Source organism: Chryseolinea soli, assembly GCF_003589925.1.
In the GTDB taxonomy this organism is placed as follows: domain Bacteria; phylum Bacteroidota; class Bacteroidia; order Cytophagales; family Cyclobacteriaceae; genus Chryseolinea; species Chryseolinea soli.
Window position 1 is genome coordinate 6,316,074 of record NZ_CP032382.1, and the last position, 18,754, is coordinate 6,334,827.

The 18,754-nt window shown below is 53.0% G+C and carries 13 protein-coding genes, 1 tRNA gene and 1 pseudogene; 9 read left to right on the forward strand and 6 right to left on the reverse strand.

Translation table 11 applies throughout. The features are described from left to right. Position 1: 1 nt before the first annotated feature. Positions 2–619, reverse strand: coding sequence for a DUF1684 domain-containing protein (locus D4L85_RS26335; RefSeq protein ID WP_160144016.1), 618 nt, complete (start codon positions 617–619; stop codon positions 2–4). A gap of 40 nt (positions 620–659) precedes the next feature. Then, positions 660–1,454, reverse strand: a complete 795-nt coding sequence (locus D4L85_RS26340) for a M48 family metallopeptidase (protein ID WP_119757106.1) — start codon at positions 1,452–1,454, stop codon at positions 660–662. A 171-nt stretch (positions 1,455–1,625) separates the two neighbouring features. Between D4L85_RS26340 and D4L85_RS26345 the strand changes: the two genes are divergently transcribed. The 8 genes and pseudogenes from D4L85_RS26345 to D4L85_RS26380 all read left to right on the forward strand — a co-directional run bounded on the left by D4L85_RS26345 (position 1,626) and on the right by D4L85_RS26380 (position 11,247). After that, complete coding sequence (locus D4L85_RS26345) at positions 1,626–2,240, forward strand: fumarylacetoacetate hydrolase family protein (RefSeq protein ID WP_119757107.1); 615 nt, start codon at positions 1,626–1,628, stop codon at positions 2,238–2,240. Next, positions 2,209–4,155 carry a M23 family metallopeptidase gene (locus tag D4L85_RS26350; RefSeq protein ID WP_119757108.1) on the forward strand — a complete coding sequence of 649 codons (1,947 nt, stop codon included), beginning with the start codon at positions 2,209–2,211 and terminating at the stop codon, positions 4,153–4,155. Before D4L85_RS26345 ends, D4L85_RS26350 begins: the two co-directional genes overlap by 32 nt. A 5-nt stretch (positions 4,156–4,160) precedes the next feature. Then, a pseudogene (bcp, locus tag D4L85_RS26355) lies at positions 4,161–4,607 on the forward strand (thioredoxin-dependent thiol peroxidase); the annotation flags it as partial. Between the two features lie 336 nt (positions 4,608–4,943). After that, positions 4,944–5,792 (forward strand): transketolase, encoded by an 849-nt coding sequence (locus D4L85_RS26360; protein ID WP_119757110.1) that lies wholly within the window; start codon positions 4,944–4,946, stop codon positions 5,790–5,792. 120 nt (positions 5,793–5,912) lie between these two features. Further along, entirely contained in the window at positions 5,913–7,313 is a 1,401-nt protein-coding gene (locus tag D4L85_RS26365) for a vWA domain-containing protein (RefSeq protein WP_119757111.1), read from the forward strand. Positions 7,314–7,572: 259 nt separating this feature from the next. Beyond that, a complete protein-coding gene (cls, locus tag D4L85_RS26370) occupies positions 7,573–9,048 on the forward strand; it encodes a cardiolipin synthase (protein WP_119757112.1) in 1,476 nt (491 codons plus the stop codon). 113 nt (positions 9,049–9,161) lie between these two features. After that, complete coding sequence (locus D4L85_RS26375) at positions 9,162–10,115, forward strand: transketolase family protein (protein ID WP_119757113.1); 954 nt, start codon at positions 9,162–9,164, stop codon at positions 10,113–10,115. Between the two features lie 367 nt (positions 10,116–10,482). After that, positions 10,483–11,247, forward strand: coding sequence for an MBL fold metallo-hydrolase (locus D4L85_RS26380; protein ID WP_119757114.1), 765 nt, complete (start codon positions 10,483–10,485; stop codon positions 11,245–11,247). A gap of 65 nt (positions 11,248–11,312) precedes the next feature. Here the strand turns inward: D4L85_RS26380 and D4L85_RS26385 are convergent, their stop codons facing one another. Together D4L85_RS26385 and D4L85_RS26390 are read right to left on the reverse strand one after the other, a co-directional pair. After that, positions 11,313–12,527, reverse strand: a complete 1,215-nt coding sequence (locus D4L85_RS26385) for an alkaline phosphatase family protein (protein WP_119757115.1) — start codon at positions 12,525–12,527, stop codon at positions 11,313–11,315. A gap of 117 nt (positions 12,528–12,644) precedes the next feature. Continuing rightward, entirely contained in the window at positions 12,645–12,887 is a 243-nt protein-coding gene (locus D4L85_RS26390) for a hypothetical protein (RefSeq protein ID WP_119757116.1), read from the reverse strand. Positions 12,888–13,395: 508 nt separating this feature from the next. On the opposite strand from D4L85_RS26390, the gene D4L85_RS26395 reads away from it, so the two are divergent. After that, positions 13,396–13,469: transfer RNA gene (locus D4L85_RS26395), tRNA-Asp, on the forward strand. A gap of 205 nt (positions 13,470–13,674) precedes the next feature. Here the strand turns inward: D4L85_RS26395 and D4L85_RS26400 are convergent. After that, positions 13,675–16,071, reverse strand: coding sequence for an ABC transporter permease (locus D4L85_RS26400; protein WP_119757117.1), 2,397 nt, complete (start codon positions 16,069–16,071; stop codon positions 13,675–13,677). 155 nt (positions 16,072–16,226) lie between these two features. Next, positions 16,227–18,590: an ABC transporter permease gene (locus tag D4L85_RS26405; protein WP_119757118.1), complete on the reverse strand. Its 2,364-nt coding sequence runs from the start codon at positions 18,588–18,590 to the stop codon at positions 16,227–16,229. Between the last annotated feature and the right edge of the window lie 164 nt (positions 18,591–18,754).

Consider the following 18,754-nt stretch of genomic DNA (forward strand, 5'->3'; position numbering starts at 1 on the left):
TTCAGTGTGCGCTTTCTTTGAACCGCTTCTCTCCCGCCCTCACTTCCAACGGCAGATTGTTGGCTGCCGGCGGGATGGGACACGAAAACCTGGGGCTATAGCTGCACGAAGGATTGTAGCATAAGTTGAAGTCCACGACCACCTCCTCCGACTTTGGTATTTTGAAATCGATATACCGGCCCACATCGTAGGTCTCCTCGCCGTTGGTCTGGTCGGTGAAGGGGATGAACAGGTAGTCGGCAAACTCCTCGCGCTGAGACAACGCGGGGTTTTGATACACTTCTAAAACATATTCTTTTCCCTGCAGTTCAAAGTGCACTTCGCCATACTTCAGGTATTCGGGCTGGCGCGTCGTGGTGGTTTGCATTTTGAAGAGCACGGGGTTTTCCGTTTTCACGAACGTGGCCTTCACCCGATAGCTAAGATCGATGGGATAGTACTTGAGCCCTTTGAAATGCTTCCGGTCGCGTTTCTCCAGGGGTGACGCATCGGGGTCGCGGAATTCTTTTTCCTGTTTTTGACGATGCTCGTTGATCTCTCGCCGGGCGTCATCGTCGGTTTGGGCTACACTATAAAATGATGCCAGGGTCAGCAGCGCGATGGCTACTGACCTTGGCATGATTGATTTTCTTACAGGGGGGGTCATGACGGAACGGTTTCTACTTTCGGTAAGTCAAGGCTTCGGGGATCCAGCCTTTCAAATCCTGGATGCGGGTAGCATGCGAGGGGTGAGTGGAAAGGAATTCCATGGGCTCGGAACCGCCGCCCATGGAGGCCATGCGTTCCCAAAAAATGGGGGCCTGGTTAGGATCGTAGCCGGCCATGGTCATGAAGATGAGGCCGATGTGGTCGGCTTCGGATTCCTGTTCGCGGCTAAACTTCAAGATCCCCAGGTTGGTGCCGGCGCCAACGGCTTGCATCAGCAACTGCTGACCGCCCGTGGGGTTCTGCCCTAATAACTCGCCGAGGGTTGCCAGGCCGTATTGGGCCACCATCTGCTGGCTCATGCGTTCGCGGCCGTGGTTGGCAATGGCGTGGGCCACTTCGTGCCCCATCACAATGGCGATACCGGTTTCGTCCTTGCAAACCGGCATGATGCCCGTGTAGAAGGCCACCTTGCCACCGGGCATACACCAGGCGTTCACCGTCTTGGGGTCGTCGATGAGGTTAAATTCCCAGGCAAAGCCCGAAAGTTCGGAGGAGAGGCCTTTGCTGGCCATGTACTCTTCCACGGCTTTTTCTATTTTAGCACCGACCTTTTTCACCATTTGGGTTTGCTCCTGGTTGGTGGAGAGAGGTCCTTTTTTGATCACTTCGGCATACTGCTGTGAGGACATCGGGATGACTTCTGCATTGGAAACGAGGCTAAGTTGCTTACGGCCCGTCACGGCCACGGAGGCACAGGCATAGATAACCAAACCGGTAATAGAAAAGATGAATAGCTTCTTTAGCATATGACTTATTTTTGGGTAAAAATACAAATCCGGGCGAGGATTGTTTCATAGATTTGCTGGAATCCAGTTCATTTTCGCCCGGTGAGCGGAGTAGTTTGTACACACATCATGCCATCACACGAAACGCGCTAAGCCCAGATTGATAACCCAGCCTTAACCAAATCGTAACCCATGAGAATCTTCGCCATCGGCAGAAATTACGCAGAGCACATCAAGGAACTGAACAATGAAAGGCCCGACGAGCCCGTTATCTTTACCAAACCCGACACCGCCATTTTGCGCGACAACGCCCCCTTTTATTACCCCGACTTTTCCAAGGACATTCACCACGAAGTGGAATTGGTGCTACGGGTGAGTAAAGAAGGCAAGAACATTGAGGAGAAATTTGCCCAAAAATACTACGATGCCATCGGTCTTGGAATCGATTTCACAGCACGGGATTTGCAGCAGAAAGCAAAAGAGAAAGGGCTGCCTTGGGACATTGCCAAAGGTTTTAACGGGTCCGCACCGCTGGCAAACACCTTCAAGCCCGTCTCTGAGTTCAAAGACCTGAAGAACATCAACTTCAGTTTGAAGGTCGATGGAGAAATAAAGCAACAAGGGAACACAAGCCTTATGCTTTTTAGTTTTGATTATATAATTTCGTACTTATCTAGATTTTTTACGCTGCGGACTGGCGATTTGATTTTTACGGGCACGCCAAAAGGTGTTGGCCCTGTCAAGGTTGGGAATGTGTTAACAGCTTACATGGAAGATGAAAAACTTTTGGAATTTGAAGTCAGGTAGCGTCGCTGCAATACTTTTAGCGACCACACCATTTTTTGCCTCTGCCCAATTCAGCAAGCCGGTTGAAAAATTCCCGGCCGATGGCGAGCGCTATCTCTATCCCATTTATCCGGGTCAGCCCGGTTCGCTGGCCGGCACGATGGGTGAACTCCGAAGTACACACTTCCACTCCGGCATCGACATCCGCACCGACAACCGGATCGGCTTGCCGGTTCGGGCCTCCAAAAGTGGCTACATTTCCCGCATCTCGGTGACCTCGACCGGCTATGGTAACGTGATCTACATCACCCACCCCGACGGCTACACCACCTTGTATGCCCACTTGGACAAATTCCTCGGTCCCGTGGCCGAGCATGTCCGGAAGGAACAATATGCCCAAAAGACCGGCGAGATCGACCTCTCCTTTACCGAGGATCAGTTCCTTGTGAAGCAAGGCGATACCATCGCCCTCTCCGGAAATTCCGGGGGCTCCAGCGGCCCGCACTTGCATTTCGATATTCGCGATCCGCAGAATTTTGCCGTGGATCCCTTGAAGGTGGCCGACTTTGCCGAACTGGTAGACAAGTTTCCCCCGGCCGCCGAAAAGATCGCCCTGCGCACCCTCGACATCAACTCCCGCATCAACGACCGTTTTGGCCGCTTTGAGTTTTATGCTCAGCGCGTGGGCAACAACTATGTCATTGCCTCCCCCATCCTGGCCCATGGCAACATTGGCGTGGAAATGGTGGCCAAAGACAAACTGGCCAACCAAAGCCCGTTCTTTGGCGGCGTGAATTATATTGAGATGAGCGTCGACAGCCAGCTCGTTTTCAGCCAGGCCATCGACAAGGTGAACGTAGCCGAGCCACGGGCCATCTACACGCTCATGGACTTCAAGACCATGCGCAACAAAGGCACGCGCTTTTATAAACTCTATATTGACGACGGCAACGATCTCCAATATTATGGCGCATCACCCGGGCGCGGCATGATCAAAGTTGATTCTTTGAAAGAATCCAGTGTCGTTATCCGCATGAAAGACAGCGATGGTAACGCCAGCAAGGTGAGCTTCCGCTTGAGGCCTTCGCCGCTCACCCAAAATGTAATTTCCCTGGAAAGCTACCCCTCCACAGAGTTGGCGTATGACATCACCGAAAATACTATGCTGGTGGTGGCCAAGCCTTGCGCTGAATCGGGCAACAAAGCTAACGTATATACAAAGGGCAATGTACAGGTACTGGAACCGGCCTACTTCAATGCCAACCGCGCAGTCTACCTGTTTGACTTGCGCAAAGGCCTCCCCGACTCCATCGGTGTGTGCCAGAAGATGATCGCGCCAAAGGTCAACGCCAGCATTCCGTCGTCCACGGAATACAAATATTATGGCGACCTGTTCGACATCGAATTTCCCCTGAACGCACTCTATGACACGCTCTACCTGAACACCGACTACTCGAAAGACAGTTCGGGCCATGAGTTGTTCACCATCGGCACGCGCACCGTGCCCTTGAACAAGAGCATCAACGTGTCGCTAAAAACACAACGCGAATATCCCAACCAGAAGAATGTCTCTGTGTATCGCACCGCCGGAAAATCCTATACCTACTTGGGTGGCGAATGGGTGAATGGCCGGATGAATTTTAGCACCCGCGAGTTTGGTGAATTCACTATTTTGAAAGACACCGAGGCGCCCGCGATCCGGGTGGTGTCGGTCAATGGCCAGGGTGCGCGTTTCAAGATCAAAGACACCCTTTCGGGGATCGATAAATTTGAAGCCCATATCAATGGGCAATGGCTGTTGATGGACTACGACGCCAAGTCATCGACCATCTGGTCGGAACGCCTTGACAACAAGGTGCCGTTGAGGGGAATGCTTGAGCTGCAGGTAACGGACAATGCCGGAAACACCTCTACCTACAGACACAAAATCCTCTAAACCTTATGACATTAAAGATCGGTGACAAAGCCCCCGCCTTCTCGGCAAAAGACCAGGATGGCAAAGACGTAAAACTTTCCGACTTCAAGGGCAAAAAACTGGTGCTCTATTTCTATCCCAAAGACATGACCCCCGGCTGCACGGCGGAAGCCTGCGACCTGCGCGACAACTACAATGTGTTGCTGAAGCGAGGCTACGAAGTGCTGGGCGTGAGCACCGACAGCGAAAAGATGCACCAGAAATTTATCGCCAAGGAAAAACTGCCTTTCCGCCTGCTGGCCGATCCGGATAAGACCGTGCACGATGCGTATGGCACCTGGGTCGAAAAATCCATGTATGGCCGCAAGTATATGGGCACTGCCCGCGTCACGTTCATCATCAACGAAGCCGGCGTCATTGAAGACCTCATCGAAAAGGTCGATACAAAAAATCACACCAGCCAGATCCTGAAAACCAACGGCACGCCGGCATCGCCCGCGCCGGCCAAAAAAGCTGTGGCAAAGAAAGCTGCCCCTGCTAAAAAAGCGGCCGCTGCGAAGAAGGCTTCACCGGCAAAAAAGACCGCAGCAAAGAAGAAATAAGGAAAACGTTTCCGTTGCCTTTTTCACCGTCATTAAACAACTGATTTCCCGTTGTTTGCGACAAGTCATCGCTTGTGTTCGCGAACATCGGCAAGGCTTATAATGCCATCGAAACCGGGCTCTAAAATTTACAAAGTATTCTTCTTCCGCCATTTGGTGCGGGTTATCGGGTGCGGTATATTCGCAGCCAAAACATGTGAAAAACCCATGAGCCAACCCGACATCCCACAGCTGAAAAGAATTGCTTCCCAAGTCCGCAGAGATATTGTTCGCATGGTGCACGCCTGCCAGTCAGGTCACCCCGGCGGTTCGTTGGGCTGCACGGACTTTTTCGTGGCTTTGTATTTTCACATCCTCAAACACGATCCTAAATTCAACATGGCCGGCAACGGTGAGGACCTTTTCTTCCTTTCCAACGGCCACATCTCACCCGTGTGGTACTCCACGCTGGCACGCTCCGGCTACTTCGACATCAAAGAGCTGGCTACCTTCCGCAAGCTGGATTCCAGATTGCAAGGCCATCCCGCCACCCACGAACACTTGCCCGGTATCCGCATTGCTTCCGGCTCCCTGGGACAGGGTCTCTCCGTAGCCTTGGGTGCAGCCCAAGCCAAGAAATTGAGCAACGACGATCGCTTCGTCTTCGTCCTCATGGGCGACGGCGAATTGCAGGAAGGCCAGGTATGGGAAGCAGCCATGTATGCGGCCCACAACAAAATGGACAACGTCATAGCCTCCATCGACTACAACGGCCAGCAAATTGATGGCCCGGTGAATAAGATCCTCAACCTGCTGGACCTCAAAGCCAAATGGGAATCCTTTGGCTGGGAAGTGATCGACAGCAACGGCAACAACATGGAAGAGATCGTGAAGACCCTGGAGTACGCCAAGACGCAAGCCAAAAAAGGCAAGCCCGTACTCAACCTCATGAAAACCGAAATGGGCTTCGGCGTCGACTACATGGTAGGCTCCCACAAATGGCACGGCGTGGCCCCCAACGACGAAGAACTCGCCAAAGCCCTTGCCCAACTGGAGCAAACCCTCGGCGACTACTAGACCGCCGCGTTCTCCTTTGCGCCTCTGCGCCTTTGCGGTGAAATATCCCAAGGCGCAGAGGCGTTATACTTTTACGACCATCCCAATCCAACCGTCACGGCATATCCTTACCTTAACCCCATGGAATTGAAGCCCCTCAAATCGTTGCTCCGCATTTCGCTCCTCATCCTCCTCGTCGCCGTCGCGCAAAGCGTTTCCGCCCAAACCAAAGTGGTGCAGAAACTCCCCGAGAAAACCCGTATTCTCTTTTTGCTCGACGCCTCCGGAAGCATGCTGGACCAATGGGAACGCCCCAACCAAACCCGCTGGAGCGTGGCCAAGTCCATCCTCACCCACATCGTGGATTCGTTGGGGAAGAACACCAAACTGGAACTGGCCTTGCGCGTGTATGGCCACCGTTCGCCGCAGGAAATCAAGAACTGTAAGGACACGTGGCTGGAAGTTCCGTTCAGTTCAAAAAGCGCGCCCCTCATCATCGACAAACTGAAAGAGATCAAGCCGAAAGGCGTTACCCCCATCACCTACTCGCTGGAGCAATCGGCCAACGATTTTCCCGCAGGTCCCGGCTATCGGAATATCGTGATCCTGATCACCGACGGCATCGAGTCGTGTGGCGGTGACTTGTGTGCCATGTCGCGGGCTATGCAAAAGCGCGGCGTGTTCTTAAGACCTTATATTATTGGGTTGGGACTGCGCTCGGAGAAAACGCTGGAGTGCGCCGGACGCTACATCGATGCCGACACGCCGGGAAAATTCAGCAACGTGCTGAACGAAGCCATCGAAACGAGCTTCGCCAAGACAACGGTGAGCGTAGAACTGCTGGACGCCAGTGGCAAGGCGCTGGAGACCAACGTGAACGTATCGTTTGTGAATGCACAAACCGGCTCGCCCATGTATGACTTTGTGCACTACCTCGACCGGCAAGGCCGGCCCGACACGGTGCAGATCGATCCCATCGTAGACTATGACCTGGTGGTGAATACCCTCCCGGCCGTGGTGAAGCGGAACCTCGCGCTCGAGCCGGGCAAACACAACGTGATCCGCATCCCCGCACCGCAGGGAAACCTGCTCATCAAACAAGAAGGGCGGAGAGACAATAACTTGCAATCCATCGTGCGTGAAAAGGGCAAGGTCGAGATCATCAACACGCAACAAACCAACGAGACCTTCCGCTACCTCACGGGAAAATATGAAGTGGAAACCCTTACGTTGCCACGGCGCATTTTTACCATCGACATTCAACCCAACAAGACGGAAAACATCTTGTTGCCTGCGCCCGGCGTCGTGAACTTTAACACTACGGCTACGGGCTATGGCAGTCTGTACACCCTCGCCGATGACGGAACACAACAGTGGGTATGCAACCTCAACGAGCTCAAGCCACAGTTTTCATTGACGCTGTTGCCCGGTCAATACAAGATCGTTTTCCGGGTGAAGCAAACCACGGGAAGCAAGTATACGGGATTTAAAAAATTCAGTGTGCGTTCGGGAGAGACGGTGTCGGTGAACGTATTCAAGTGAGGCGTTATTCGAGTGCACCCACCACGAACCAGGGCAGCACGGCGAGGATCAAGGCGATGATGAACCACCACCACAGCTTGCGGTTGGTTTGGGATGTTTGTTGAATGCCTTCTTTGGCCATGATCAAACGAATGTTTAAACGTTTTTACGCAACGGCCCCGGTCGGGGTTGATCGCCACTCGCGTAATGGCCGGTGTTTAACAAATCATTAACAAGATGCTGGCTTTCGTTGTTGAAATGCCACTATCTTCACCCTGTGATGAGTCCTGTTATTGAATTTTGGGAGTGGACCTTTGGTCTGTTTAAGACCTGGTACTGGCTTCCCCTGCTCCTGGCCTACATCGGCGTCATCATTTCCATTTTGCTGGACAATCGGAATCCCATCAAGTCCGTGGCCTACATCATGCTGCTTGTCTTCCTGCCTGGCCTGGGCTTGGTCGTGTATTATTTTTTCGGAAGGGATCTGCGGAAGCAACGCATCTTCAACCTGAAGGGTGCCGGCGCGATGCCGTTGATGGAGCGATTCTGGAATACAAACCTGCACGAGTTTGAGAGGAGGTTCGAACGCGCGGAGGAAAAATTCGGAGGACTTGTAGCCGCTTCACGCCTGGTCTTCAACCTGCACCAGACCGTGCTCACCGAGAACAATCACTTCGAACTGCTCATCAACGGCGAACAAAAATTCCCCAGCGTGTATGCCGCGTTGGAAGAAGCCGAACATCACATCCACATCGAGTATTACATTTTTACCTATGACGATGTGGGCCGCAAAGTGGTAGACATCCTCATGCGCAAAGCGAAGCAAGGGGTTGAAGTTCGCCTGGTCATCGACGACATGGGTTCCAAAAACAACAAACGGATGGTGCGCCGCCTGAAGCGCGCCGGCATCGACGTGTACCGGTTCATGCCCGTCACGTTTCCCTTCGCGGCCCAGGCCAACTACCGGAACCACCGCAAGATCATTGTCGTGGATGGCAAGGTGGGTTTTGTCGGGGGCATCAACATGGACGACCGCTACCTGAACAATGGGAAGCATGAACTCTTCTGGCGCGATACGCACCTTAAGGTAGAAGGCCCGATGGTGAACCTGTTGCAGTTCCAGTTTTTGCTGAGCTGGCATTTCACAGCAAAGAAGAACTTCGACTTGAAGCCGCCCTATTTCGAAAACACCGGCCCCGCCAAAGGCCGCTCCCCTGCCACATTGGTAGCCAGCGGCCCCGACTCGCCCCGGCCGTATTGCATGGAAGCGATATTGACCGCCATTAACCGGGCATCCAAGATCATACGCATCACTACTCCCTATTTCATCCCCTCCGATCAACTCACGACCGCCTTGCTCATGGCCGTGGGCAACGGCGTGGAAGTGGAGTTGATGCTGCCTGGTAAAACGGACTCTTACATTGTGCAACACGCCTCCTTCTCGTACCTGACGCCGCTGCTGCGTGCAGGTGTGAGGGTTTTTCTCTACGAAAGAGGATTTGTCCATGCTAAGAGCATCACCGTCGACAACCAACTGGCCATCGTGGGCACGGTGAACATGGACACTCGCAGCTTCTACATCAACTTCGAACTGGCCGCCCTGGCCTATGACGAAGCCCTGTGCAAGGCGCTGGACGATGCCTTCGAAGACGACCTTCAATATTCGCGCGAGCTGAACTATCACATCTGGGGAAGCCGCCATATCGTCCGTCGCGTCACGGAGTCGGTTTGCCGGTTGCTGACGCCCTTGCTTTAGGGTGATTATTTGTGAAAAACCCTGTGGGAAGAGTCCAAAACTTTTGCGACTTTCGCAACGCTCAACCGAGAGCTTTAAACCCATTGATTTACTTTTAAACGCATTCCTACCGCATGACCAAGTTCACCTTCACCGAAAAGAAAGATACCCGCTCCGGCTTTGGCGTGGGCCTGCATGAATTGGGACAAAACAACAACAAAGTCGTTGCCCTCTGCGCCGACCTGACCGGCTCGCTGAAGATGGATGCGTTCAAGAAAGATTTCCCCGAAAGATTCTACCAAGTGGGCATCGCGGAAGCCAACATGATGGGCCTCGCCGCCGGCATGAGCATCAGCGGAAAGATCCCCTTCACCGGCACGTTTGCCAACTTTTCGACCGGCCGCGTATACGACCAAATCCGTCAATCAATCGCTTACTCAGGTAAAAATGTTAAGATTTGCGCCTCCCACGCGGGTTTGACCCTCGGTGAGGACGGTGCCACGCACCAGATCCTGGAAGACATCGGCATGATGAAAATGCTGCCTGGCATGACCGTGATCGTACCCTGCGATTATGCTCAAACCAAGGCCGCCACGATCGCCCTGGGCAGCCACGTGGGCCCGACCTACCTCCGCTTTGGCCGCCCCAGCTGGCCCATCTTCACGGCGGACCGCCCCTTCACCATCGGCAAAGCCGACAAGATGATCGAAGGCAAGGACGTGACTATTTTTGCCTGCGGCCACCTGGTGTGGAACGCCATCGAAGCCGAAGCCGTACTGGCCGCCAAAGGCATCAGCGTGGAGCTCATCAACATCCACACGATCAAGCCACTCGACGTAGAAGCCGTACTGGCCTCTGTAGAGAAGACACGCTGCGTCGTGACCTGCGAAGAGCACCAAATGAACGGCGGCCTCGGCGACAGCATCGCCCAAGTGCTTGCCCGCACCAATCCCACGCCGCTCGAAATGGTAGCCGTGAACGACTCCTTCGGCGAAAGCGGAACCCCTACTCAGCTTCTTAAGAAATACGGCCTCGGCCCCGAGAACATCGTCGCTGCCGTGGAGAAAGTTTTGAAGCGCAAGAAGTAAGCTTTACTCATTCTAGTTTGTTGATGTGCTGTTGTTGGTGTCCCACCAACACCTTCATTCAGCATCCCGTGTCGAAAAGGAAAACCAGCGCGCCTGTTTTCGCGATCGCTCGTATATTCCACCCGTGGCCTTTGTTGGTGTATTCAATCGTGCATGATGCGTCGACATTATCGATCGGAAATGCACTCCATCGACCACACCAAAAATTCCACCCAACGTGGGGTCGCATGACGAAACCCTCGACCAGGTTCGCGAGTTTAAATCCTAGTTTTTTATCACTATGAACAGACGAACCTTTCTACAAAGTGCCTCTGCTCTTTCGGGGATCCTCGCAGTGCCGTCCCCAGCATGGGCCAAAAAATCTCCTATGAAAATTCATTTTCTCCGACACGCCACCTTCCTGCTGGAAGCCGAGGGTGTAACGCTCCTGATCGATCCGATGCTCAGTCCCAAAGATGCCATGGATCCTGTAGCGAATGCCTCTACCACCCATCGCATTCCCATGGTAGACCTCCCGATCGACGAAGCTTCCCTCAAAAAACAATTGGCCAAGATCGACGCCGTGATCGTTACCCACACCCATCGCGACCACTGGGACGCCCGCGCCAAAGAACTCCTGGCCAAAGACATTCCCCTCATCAGCCAGCCGTCCGACAAAGACGCGCTGACCGCTGCAGGGTTCACAAACCTCCTGCCCGTAGAAGACACCATCGAATTCAAAGGACTCCGGATCCATCGCACGGGCGGCCAACATGGCACCGGCGAGATCGGCCAAAAGATGGGAAAAGTATCCGGCTTTGTGATCGAACAAAACGGCCAACGCCTCTATGTCGCCGGCGATACGATTTGGTGCGACGAAGTAGCCGACGCCCTGAAAAAACACACACCCCATTTCGTCGTCGTCAACGCCGGCGCTGCACAATTTCTTCAAGGCGGTCCGATCACGATGAGTGGTGACGACGTCGTCACCGTATGTAGCGCGTTACCCTCTGCAAAAGTGATTGCCGTCCACATGGACACTGTCAACCACTGCCTCCTGAAACGCACCGACCTCCGAAAGATCCTCGAAGAAAAAAAACTCACCAAACGATGCACCATCCCCACCGACGGCGAAGTGCTCTCCCTGACCTGACAAATCCGGAGGACGTGTGAAGAGTGACTACTGAGTACTGGTTACTGGCTACTGACTACTGGCTACTATTTCCGATAGACCTCCTTCAACACTTCCCCCTTCCCATCAATAAGCGACGTCACTTTCAGCCCCAACAACTTTGCAATGAAGGGATACACATGAATGTTCTCAAACGGCGCGATGGTCTTGCCCTTCTTTATGTGAGGTCCGCGGGCATAAAATATCCCTCGCATTTCTTTGACCACTGATGGATCGAAACCATGTACCCCGAAATAGGGATTCCATTTCTGGCTAGGGTCGCGTGCCACGCGAATGTAGTGTCCGGGCTCTACCACCAACAGCAGATCGCCGGCGCGGGGATGATCATAGTGCCACGCCTTCGGCAGCATCTGGCGTTTATAGATCTTGTAGTTTTCCTCTTGTTTTTTCAACACATCATAGAGCGAGTCGGGCTTGGCCGTGTACAGGTGCGCCTGGGTGCCTCCATTGGCGATCACCACCGACTTGTCGCCGATGTTGAAGAGCTTGCCGAGGGTGACATAGGTTTGTTCCTCTTCTTTTAGCTCCAACATGCCATGGTCCGATACGATGACCATGTCCACGGGGAGCTTCAACTCATCGACGCCGTGCATGAGGGTGCCCAACAGGCTGTCGGCTTTTAGCGCCGTGCGCTTCAGAGCGTCGGAATTGGGACCGGTGTCGTGGCCTTCGGTGTCGACGAGGGAGAAATAGAGGGTGATGAAATGGGGTCGCTCCTGTTCGGGGAGCTTGAGCCATTCGAGGGTTTGCTGGACACGCTTGTCGTTGGAGAAGGCCTCGTCGTAGCTGAAATAATAGTCAGGTTTTACGCCCTGGATATCGGTCTCCGAGCCCACCCAAAAGCACGACGCCGATCGTACACCCTGTTGCTTGGCTAATACCCACAGCGGCGTGCCTCCATAGAAGGCCGGGTTTTGCACGACGGTCTTGTTGCTGATGGAATACTTTATTTTCAACTGGGGATCATAGAACTGGTTGTCTACCAGGCCGTGATGCCCCGGGTAGAGCCCGGTGACGAGGGTATAGTGATTGGGAAAGGTCTTGCTGGGAAAGGACGGGATCATCCCTTCGGCGGCCGTGCCCTCGCGGATAAACTTTTCAAAATTCGGAAGGTGAAAACGGCTTACATAATCGTAGCGGAACCCATCGAAAGAGACGAGCACGACGTACGGCGATGCCGTATGCTGAGCCTGTAAAACATGGGGGATGAAGAAGAGAAGAACAAAGAGAATCCGGTTCATTCAAGCGTCTGGAGTATCGCGGAAATGTAAGAAACAATTTGTCAGCCCCGGGTGACCCATGCGTAAAAAATATGGAGATTTTCGACAGGAGGACGATCCCCTATTCATATCGTAGCGCTACGGGTTTGCCGACAAAAAGTCGTCGAAGATCTTCATCACCAGCGGCGCCAGGTCGTTCTCCGAACCCAGCTCGTTGTTGACATATTCATAGGGGTGATTGAGCACGCTCGTCTTGGTACGCTCCACGAACGAAAGCCAATCCTTCCGCTCCATCTTCCGCTTCTGATGCATCATCATGACCTTCACCGGCTCCAGGGCATTGTTCAGCTTGCGTCTTACCGTTTTGAGTTCTTGATCCATAGCGATTTACGGACGAAACAGGGTTTTCAAGGGCGCTCTGAGACGCCGCAGTTCGGGGGACCTGTTCCAACCATTCGCGAAAGTCCTTCGAATTTCAGACAACGAAAACAAAATCGTATTATCAAAATATTATGCTACAACGAACAGACATAACATACAATTGATGATCTCTCAACATAAATCGGGTGGATATTTTTGGCCAAAACAGCAAAGTCGCTAGCGCCCGACGCCGAGTTTATTCCGTTTCCATGCTTCATCACCGGCCCCTAAGGCTACCGTTGTGACACGCTATCTTGGCGCCACTCCACCCCTCTTGGGAGCGCTCCGACCGTCTGGTCGAGGCTCTTTTTCGGGATGAAACCAGGGCTTATTACGCCGGGCGGGCGCTTGGGGATAAAACCCTTGAATGAACTTCCTTTAAAATTTTTCGTTGAAATTTTGGAGAAAAGAAACCCAAAGCTATCTTTGCACTCCCTTAAAGGACACACCCACACAAAAACATCAAAATGGTCCGGTAGTTCAGCTGGTTAGAATGCCTGCCTGTCACGCAGGAGGTCGCGGGTTCGAGTCCCGTCCGGACCGCACATCTTACTGATTATCAAGGAGTTATGAAAATAACTCCTTTTTTATTTTCAGCTATTACCGGCACTAATTTTAAGGTAAACCGTTGTCTTGATTCGCGTATTTTTAGCCCAACAAAAAAAGCAGGTCTAGTAGCCTGCTTTTTTCATGAAGTAGTGAATCTACCAAATCAAAGTAGTTGGCTGGATAGAAAGCTTCACGTATTCTACTCCGCCCTCAATATTTTCGCTGGATTCACCAACGCCGCCTTAATCGCCTGCGCACTTATGGTCAGCACCGAAATCAACAACGGTATCACCAGCGCAACCGCCAGCACGATCCATCCCACATCCGTATGATACGTAAACGTCTCCAACCACTCCCTCATCAACATCCATCCCACTGGCCCGGCAATAAGCACCGACACCAGCACGAGCTTTGAAAAATCTTTTGTCAACAACACCACAATTCCTGCCACCGGTGCACCCAACACTTTACGAATGCTGATCTCTTGCAAGCGCTGGCGGATCATGAACGTGGAGAGTCCGAACAATCCGAGGCACGCAATGAAAAACGACAGCCCGGCAAAAACATAAAACACTGTCTGCATCTTGCGCTCAGTTGCATATTGCTGTTCAAGCGAGTCGTCCACAAATGCGTAGTGCAGCGGCACGTCCGCTACCATCTTGGCCCACACCGTTTCCAGGTGTTTGATAGCGTCCTGGATATGCGCCGTCTTCACACGGAGCGACATGCTGCCGCCGGTCTTGGCGTAGCCGATCAGTAAGGGCTGCACGGACATGTGGAGGTCTTCGAAGTGAAAGTCCTGGACAACACCAACGACGTAGCGGATGTCGTCACCGCCGCCAAAGGGTTTGCCAAGGGCGTTGTCGGCCGTGCCCCAACCGAGGTTGCGGACGGTGGCTTCATTGACGATGACGGCCTTTGCCGAGTCGGCCGTGGCGCGCAAGAAGGCGCGGCCTGCTACGAAGTTCATTTTGTAGGTGTCGAAGTAATCGGGGTCCACGTTCATCCGGTAGATGCTCGTGGTCACTTCTTTGTCGTTGTTGTCGCGGGTGTTGATCCAGCCGTTGCCCAGGCCTCCTACCACATTAGAGTTGTGCAGACTGGTTTGCTCGATGTAGGGTACCGAAAGCAGTGCATCGCGCAAGGTTTGATATTTCTTCTTCACGGCATCGTCGCCGTTGAAATCGACGGTGATCACGCCATGGCCTTCATAGCCCAGGGGTTTGCTGGCGATGAATTGCATTTGGCGGTTCACGGTGAGAATGGAAATCAGCAACACCGTAGAGATGACGAACTGCACAATAACCAGGGCCTTGCGGAAGGTTTGTCCGCCCTCGCTGCTAAAAAACTTTCCGCGCAATGCCGCCATGGGTTGAAACGACGACAGCACAATGGCCGGATAGATGCCCGACAGCAACGTGACGATCAGTACAAAGGCAGCCAATGCTAATAGATTGGTGACATCAAACGGCAACTGGTACGGTTGGCCCATCCACCACGAAAAGTACGGCAACACCATCTGTGCCAACGCGACACCCAGCACTACCGCCAACAGCGTAGTAACAAACGTTTCGAGAAAGAACTGACGCATCAGGTTCCCTTTGCTTGCCCCGGCCACCTTGCGCAGCGAGATCTCTTTCGCGCGGTTCACCGACGTGGCGGTGGTGAGGTTGATGTAGTTGAAACAGGCGAGCAGCAACACCAGGATGGCTACTGCAATGAATACGCGCACCGTCATCAGGTCGCCATTGTTGGCCGAGTCATAGCGATGATGGGAACGGAGGTGGATGTCTGTAATAGGCTGGAGAAAATATTGGTATGACATTTTGTTGTCGGCCCACTCTTTTTTTGAATGTTCGGCCACCACTTCATTGACCTTGTTTTCTACCGCCTTCCACTTCGACGGATCATGGATCTCGATGTAGGTGTGAGGCCATCCTCCTACCCACTGGTTGTCGATATCGTCTTTCCAGTTCTTGAGGGCATAGGCATGCAAGGTCACGTAGGGAACCACGAAGTCGAATTGAATGTGTGAGTTTACCGGCGGATCTTCCACGACAGCCGCCACCGTGTAGGGTTCGTCGTCCATTAGCACGGTTTTATCCACGGCATTTTCAACACTTCCGAAATAGGCTATGGCCTTCGCGCGCGTGAACACCACCTGGTCGGGTGTACGAAGAAGTTGGTGCGTCGAGCCGGCGATGATGGGAAAGCCGAAGAACGAGAAGAAGGTGGAATCGGCAAAGATGCCTTCTTGCTCGAAGTTCACTTCCTTGTTGTAGCGGATTTTATAGTTCGCCCTGAACACGCGGCAAGCGCTGGCGATGTCGGCGATTTCTTTGGGCAACTGCGCCCCCAAGGCCACACCCGAAGGTGCCTGGGAGAACGTTTCGGCTTCGCTCTTAAACGTATTCCAGATGCGGAACTTTGCGTCGGCGTTGGGATGGAAATTATCGAACGTCAATTCGCGTTCGGCCCAGATGGCGATGACAAGACAGGTGGCAAGTCCGATCGTGAGGCCGGTCACATTCAGGAATGCCGACACTTTGTTTTTGGCAAGGTGTCGCCAGGCGGTGGAGAGGATGGCTTTGAACATAGGTTGGATTGGTCGCTATTCCCGGTCAACGCTTGAATATCGTGCCAACCTGCGAAATGACAAAATCAACCCATTCAAGGTGTTGGCTTGTTCGATGCTGAGCCTTGCATGTTCGTTTCCGGGACGGAATGCTCACCTGCGACGCGTCACAAGTTTTACTCCGACTTCAACGAATTCACCGGATTCGTCACGGCCGCTTTCAAGGTTTGATAGCTGATGGTCGCCAACGTGATCAGCAACGCCGCGAGCCCGGCCTGCGCAAAAGTGACCCAGGAGATCGCGACCCGGTAGTCGTATTGGGCCAACCACTTGTTCATATAGTGAAAAGAAACGGGCACGGCCAACCCACAGGAGATAATAACCAGCACGACAAAGTCCTTCGAGAGGAGTTGCCACAACTGGGGTACGGACGCGCCCATTATTTTTCTCACGGCGATTTCCTTTGTGCGTTGCTCCGCCACAAACGACGCCAGTCCAAAGAGGCCAAGACAGGAGATAAAGATGGCCAGGGAGGCGAAGATGCCGGCCAGGGATGCCATCCTTTCTTCGCTGGCAAATTTTTTCGCGTAGGCTTCGTCGACAAATTCGAAATCGAAGGGTACGGAGGGATCATATTTCTGAAACACAGGCTCAACTTTCTTCAGCGATTCGCTCATGCTTTGGTTGGCGGCTAGTTTTACGGTGATGAAGCCCATCGGAAATGGACTGGCATAGTAGATGGTGGGCTTTACCATTTCGAAGGGCGATTCCATGAGCATGTCTTTCACCACGCCGATCACGGTCAGATTGTCTCCATACAACGTGATGCCCTGTCCTACCGGGTCTTTGAATCCCATCAGCTGAGCGGCGGTCTGGTTGATGATAATTGATTTTATATCGGCCACTTGCCGCATCATATCACGGCCAGCAATGATTTCGTAGCCCATCACTTTGCCAAACTCGGGGCCTATGCCGATCGTGCCAAAAAGTGGATGGTATTCGGGATCCTTGCCTTGCCACGTGAGGGATGTCGTCAGGCCGCCGTAGCCGGTGACGGCGGTCGATGATTCGGCAACTTCCTCGATGGCACCGGTCTGCAGCAGGTCATGGCGCAGGGCATCGAAGTGGTCGTGCAAGGTGGTGGTGTTGGATTGAATGGTGATGAGTCTTTCACGGTTATATCCCGAAGGCCGTGTCTTGGAGTGTTGGATCTGGTTGTAGACGATCATGGTCGATACAATGAGAATGATCGATACGGAGAATTGCGTGACGACCAACACTTTTCTGGGAATGACGGCAAACTTGCCGGCGCGGGATGTTCCGCGTAAGATTTTAGCCGGTCGAAAAGAGGACAAGTACAACGCCGGGTAACTGCCGGCAAAGAAACCAGTGATCAAACAGAACGACAATGCCGACAACCATAAAAGGGGATTCGACCAAAGTATCGTGATGTCTTTGTCGGCGATGGTGTTAAAAGTCGGAAGCGTCAATTGCACCAGGACCAATGACAGGCCAAAGGCAAGACCGACCACCAGGAAGGTCTCGCTGAAAAGCTGCGTGATGAGTTGAGTTCTGAACGAACCGAGCGTCTTGCGAATGCCGATTTCCTTCGCGCGCTTTTCCGACCGCGCCGTGCTGAGGTTCATAAAGTTGATGCAGGCCAACACAACGATGAACACGCCGATCAGAGAAAAGACCTTCACGGATTCGATGCGGCCACCCACCAGCTTGCCGTCTTGCCAGGTGCTATGCAAATGCCATTGGCTCATCGGGTGCAGGAAGAACTCGGGTTTGTAGGGGATCTTGCTATCCTTCTTCATCCGGATGTCTTTGATCAATCCCGACACGACAGCGAAGTCGGCTCCTTCTTTTAGTTGTGCGTAGACCTGGTAATTATTGTTCTCCCAGTTTCCCACATTTGACTTTGCAGCAAAATCATTGGTGACAAACAGGCTCCAGGGGGCAATGAAATTTACGTTCCAGAAGTCGCTGTTGCGGGGAATGTCTTCGTAGACACCGGCGACGGTAACGGTGAGCTTGTTGTCGATGGTCAGGATCTTGTTGATGGCGCTTTCGTTGCCGAAGAGCATCTGCGCATAGGATGCCGAGAGCAAAATGGAATTCATGTCCTTCGAATCATTTCCCTCGACCACTTTCACACTCATCATGCCGGTGAAGTCCGGCTCGGCATAGATGCCTTGCTTGGCGAATTTATTGTCTTCGTAGGCCACGGTGGGCATGGAGAAATAGGCCATCGCGACTTTTTCAAAGTCGGGATAATGCTCCCGGAGTTCGTCTGCCATGGGGCTGGGCATTACTGTATAAGGTGCTTTTTTGCCATCGAAGGTCACGAACTGGTAAACCTGTGCGACGCGCGGGTATTGACTATGGTAGTGATTGAAGGACAACTCATCGTACACCCACAACCCAATCAGCATCGCGACCGCCATACCTGCAGCAAGCCCTCCGATGTTGATGACGGAATAAACTTTGCTTTTGAGGATGCTTCTCCAGCCGGCTTTGATATAACTTTTGAACATGGCGTTGTCGTTTAGTTAGGGGATCGCTTTGAGATCACAGACGGGTGCCTGCAGCATGCTGAGATAAGAATAGTGCCAGAATTTTCTGGCGTAAACGAGGCGAAAAACAAGGATCGCTAGAAAGTAGCTTGCCCGATTCCGGGCGATCATGTTCGGAGGTGGTG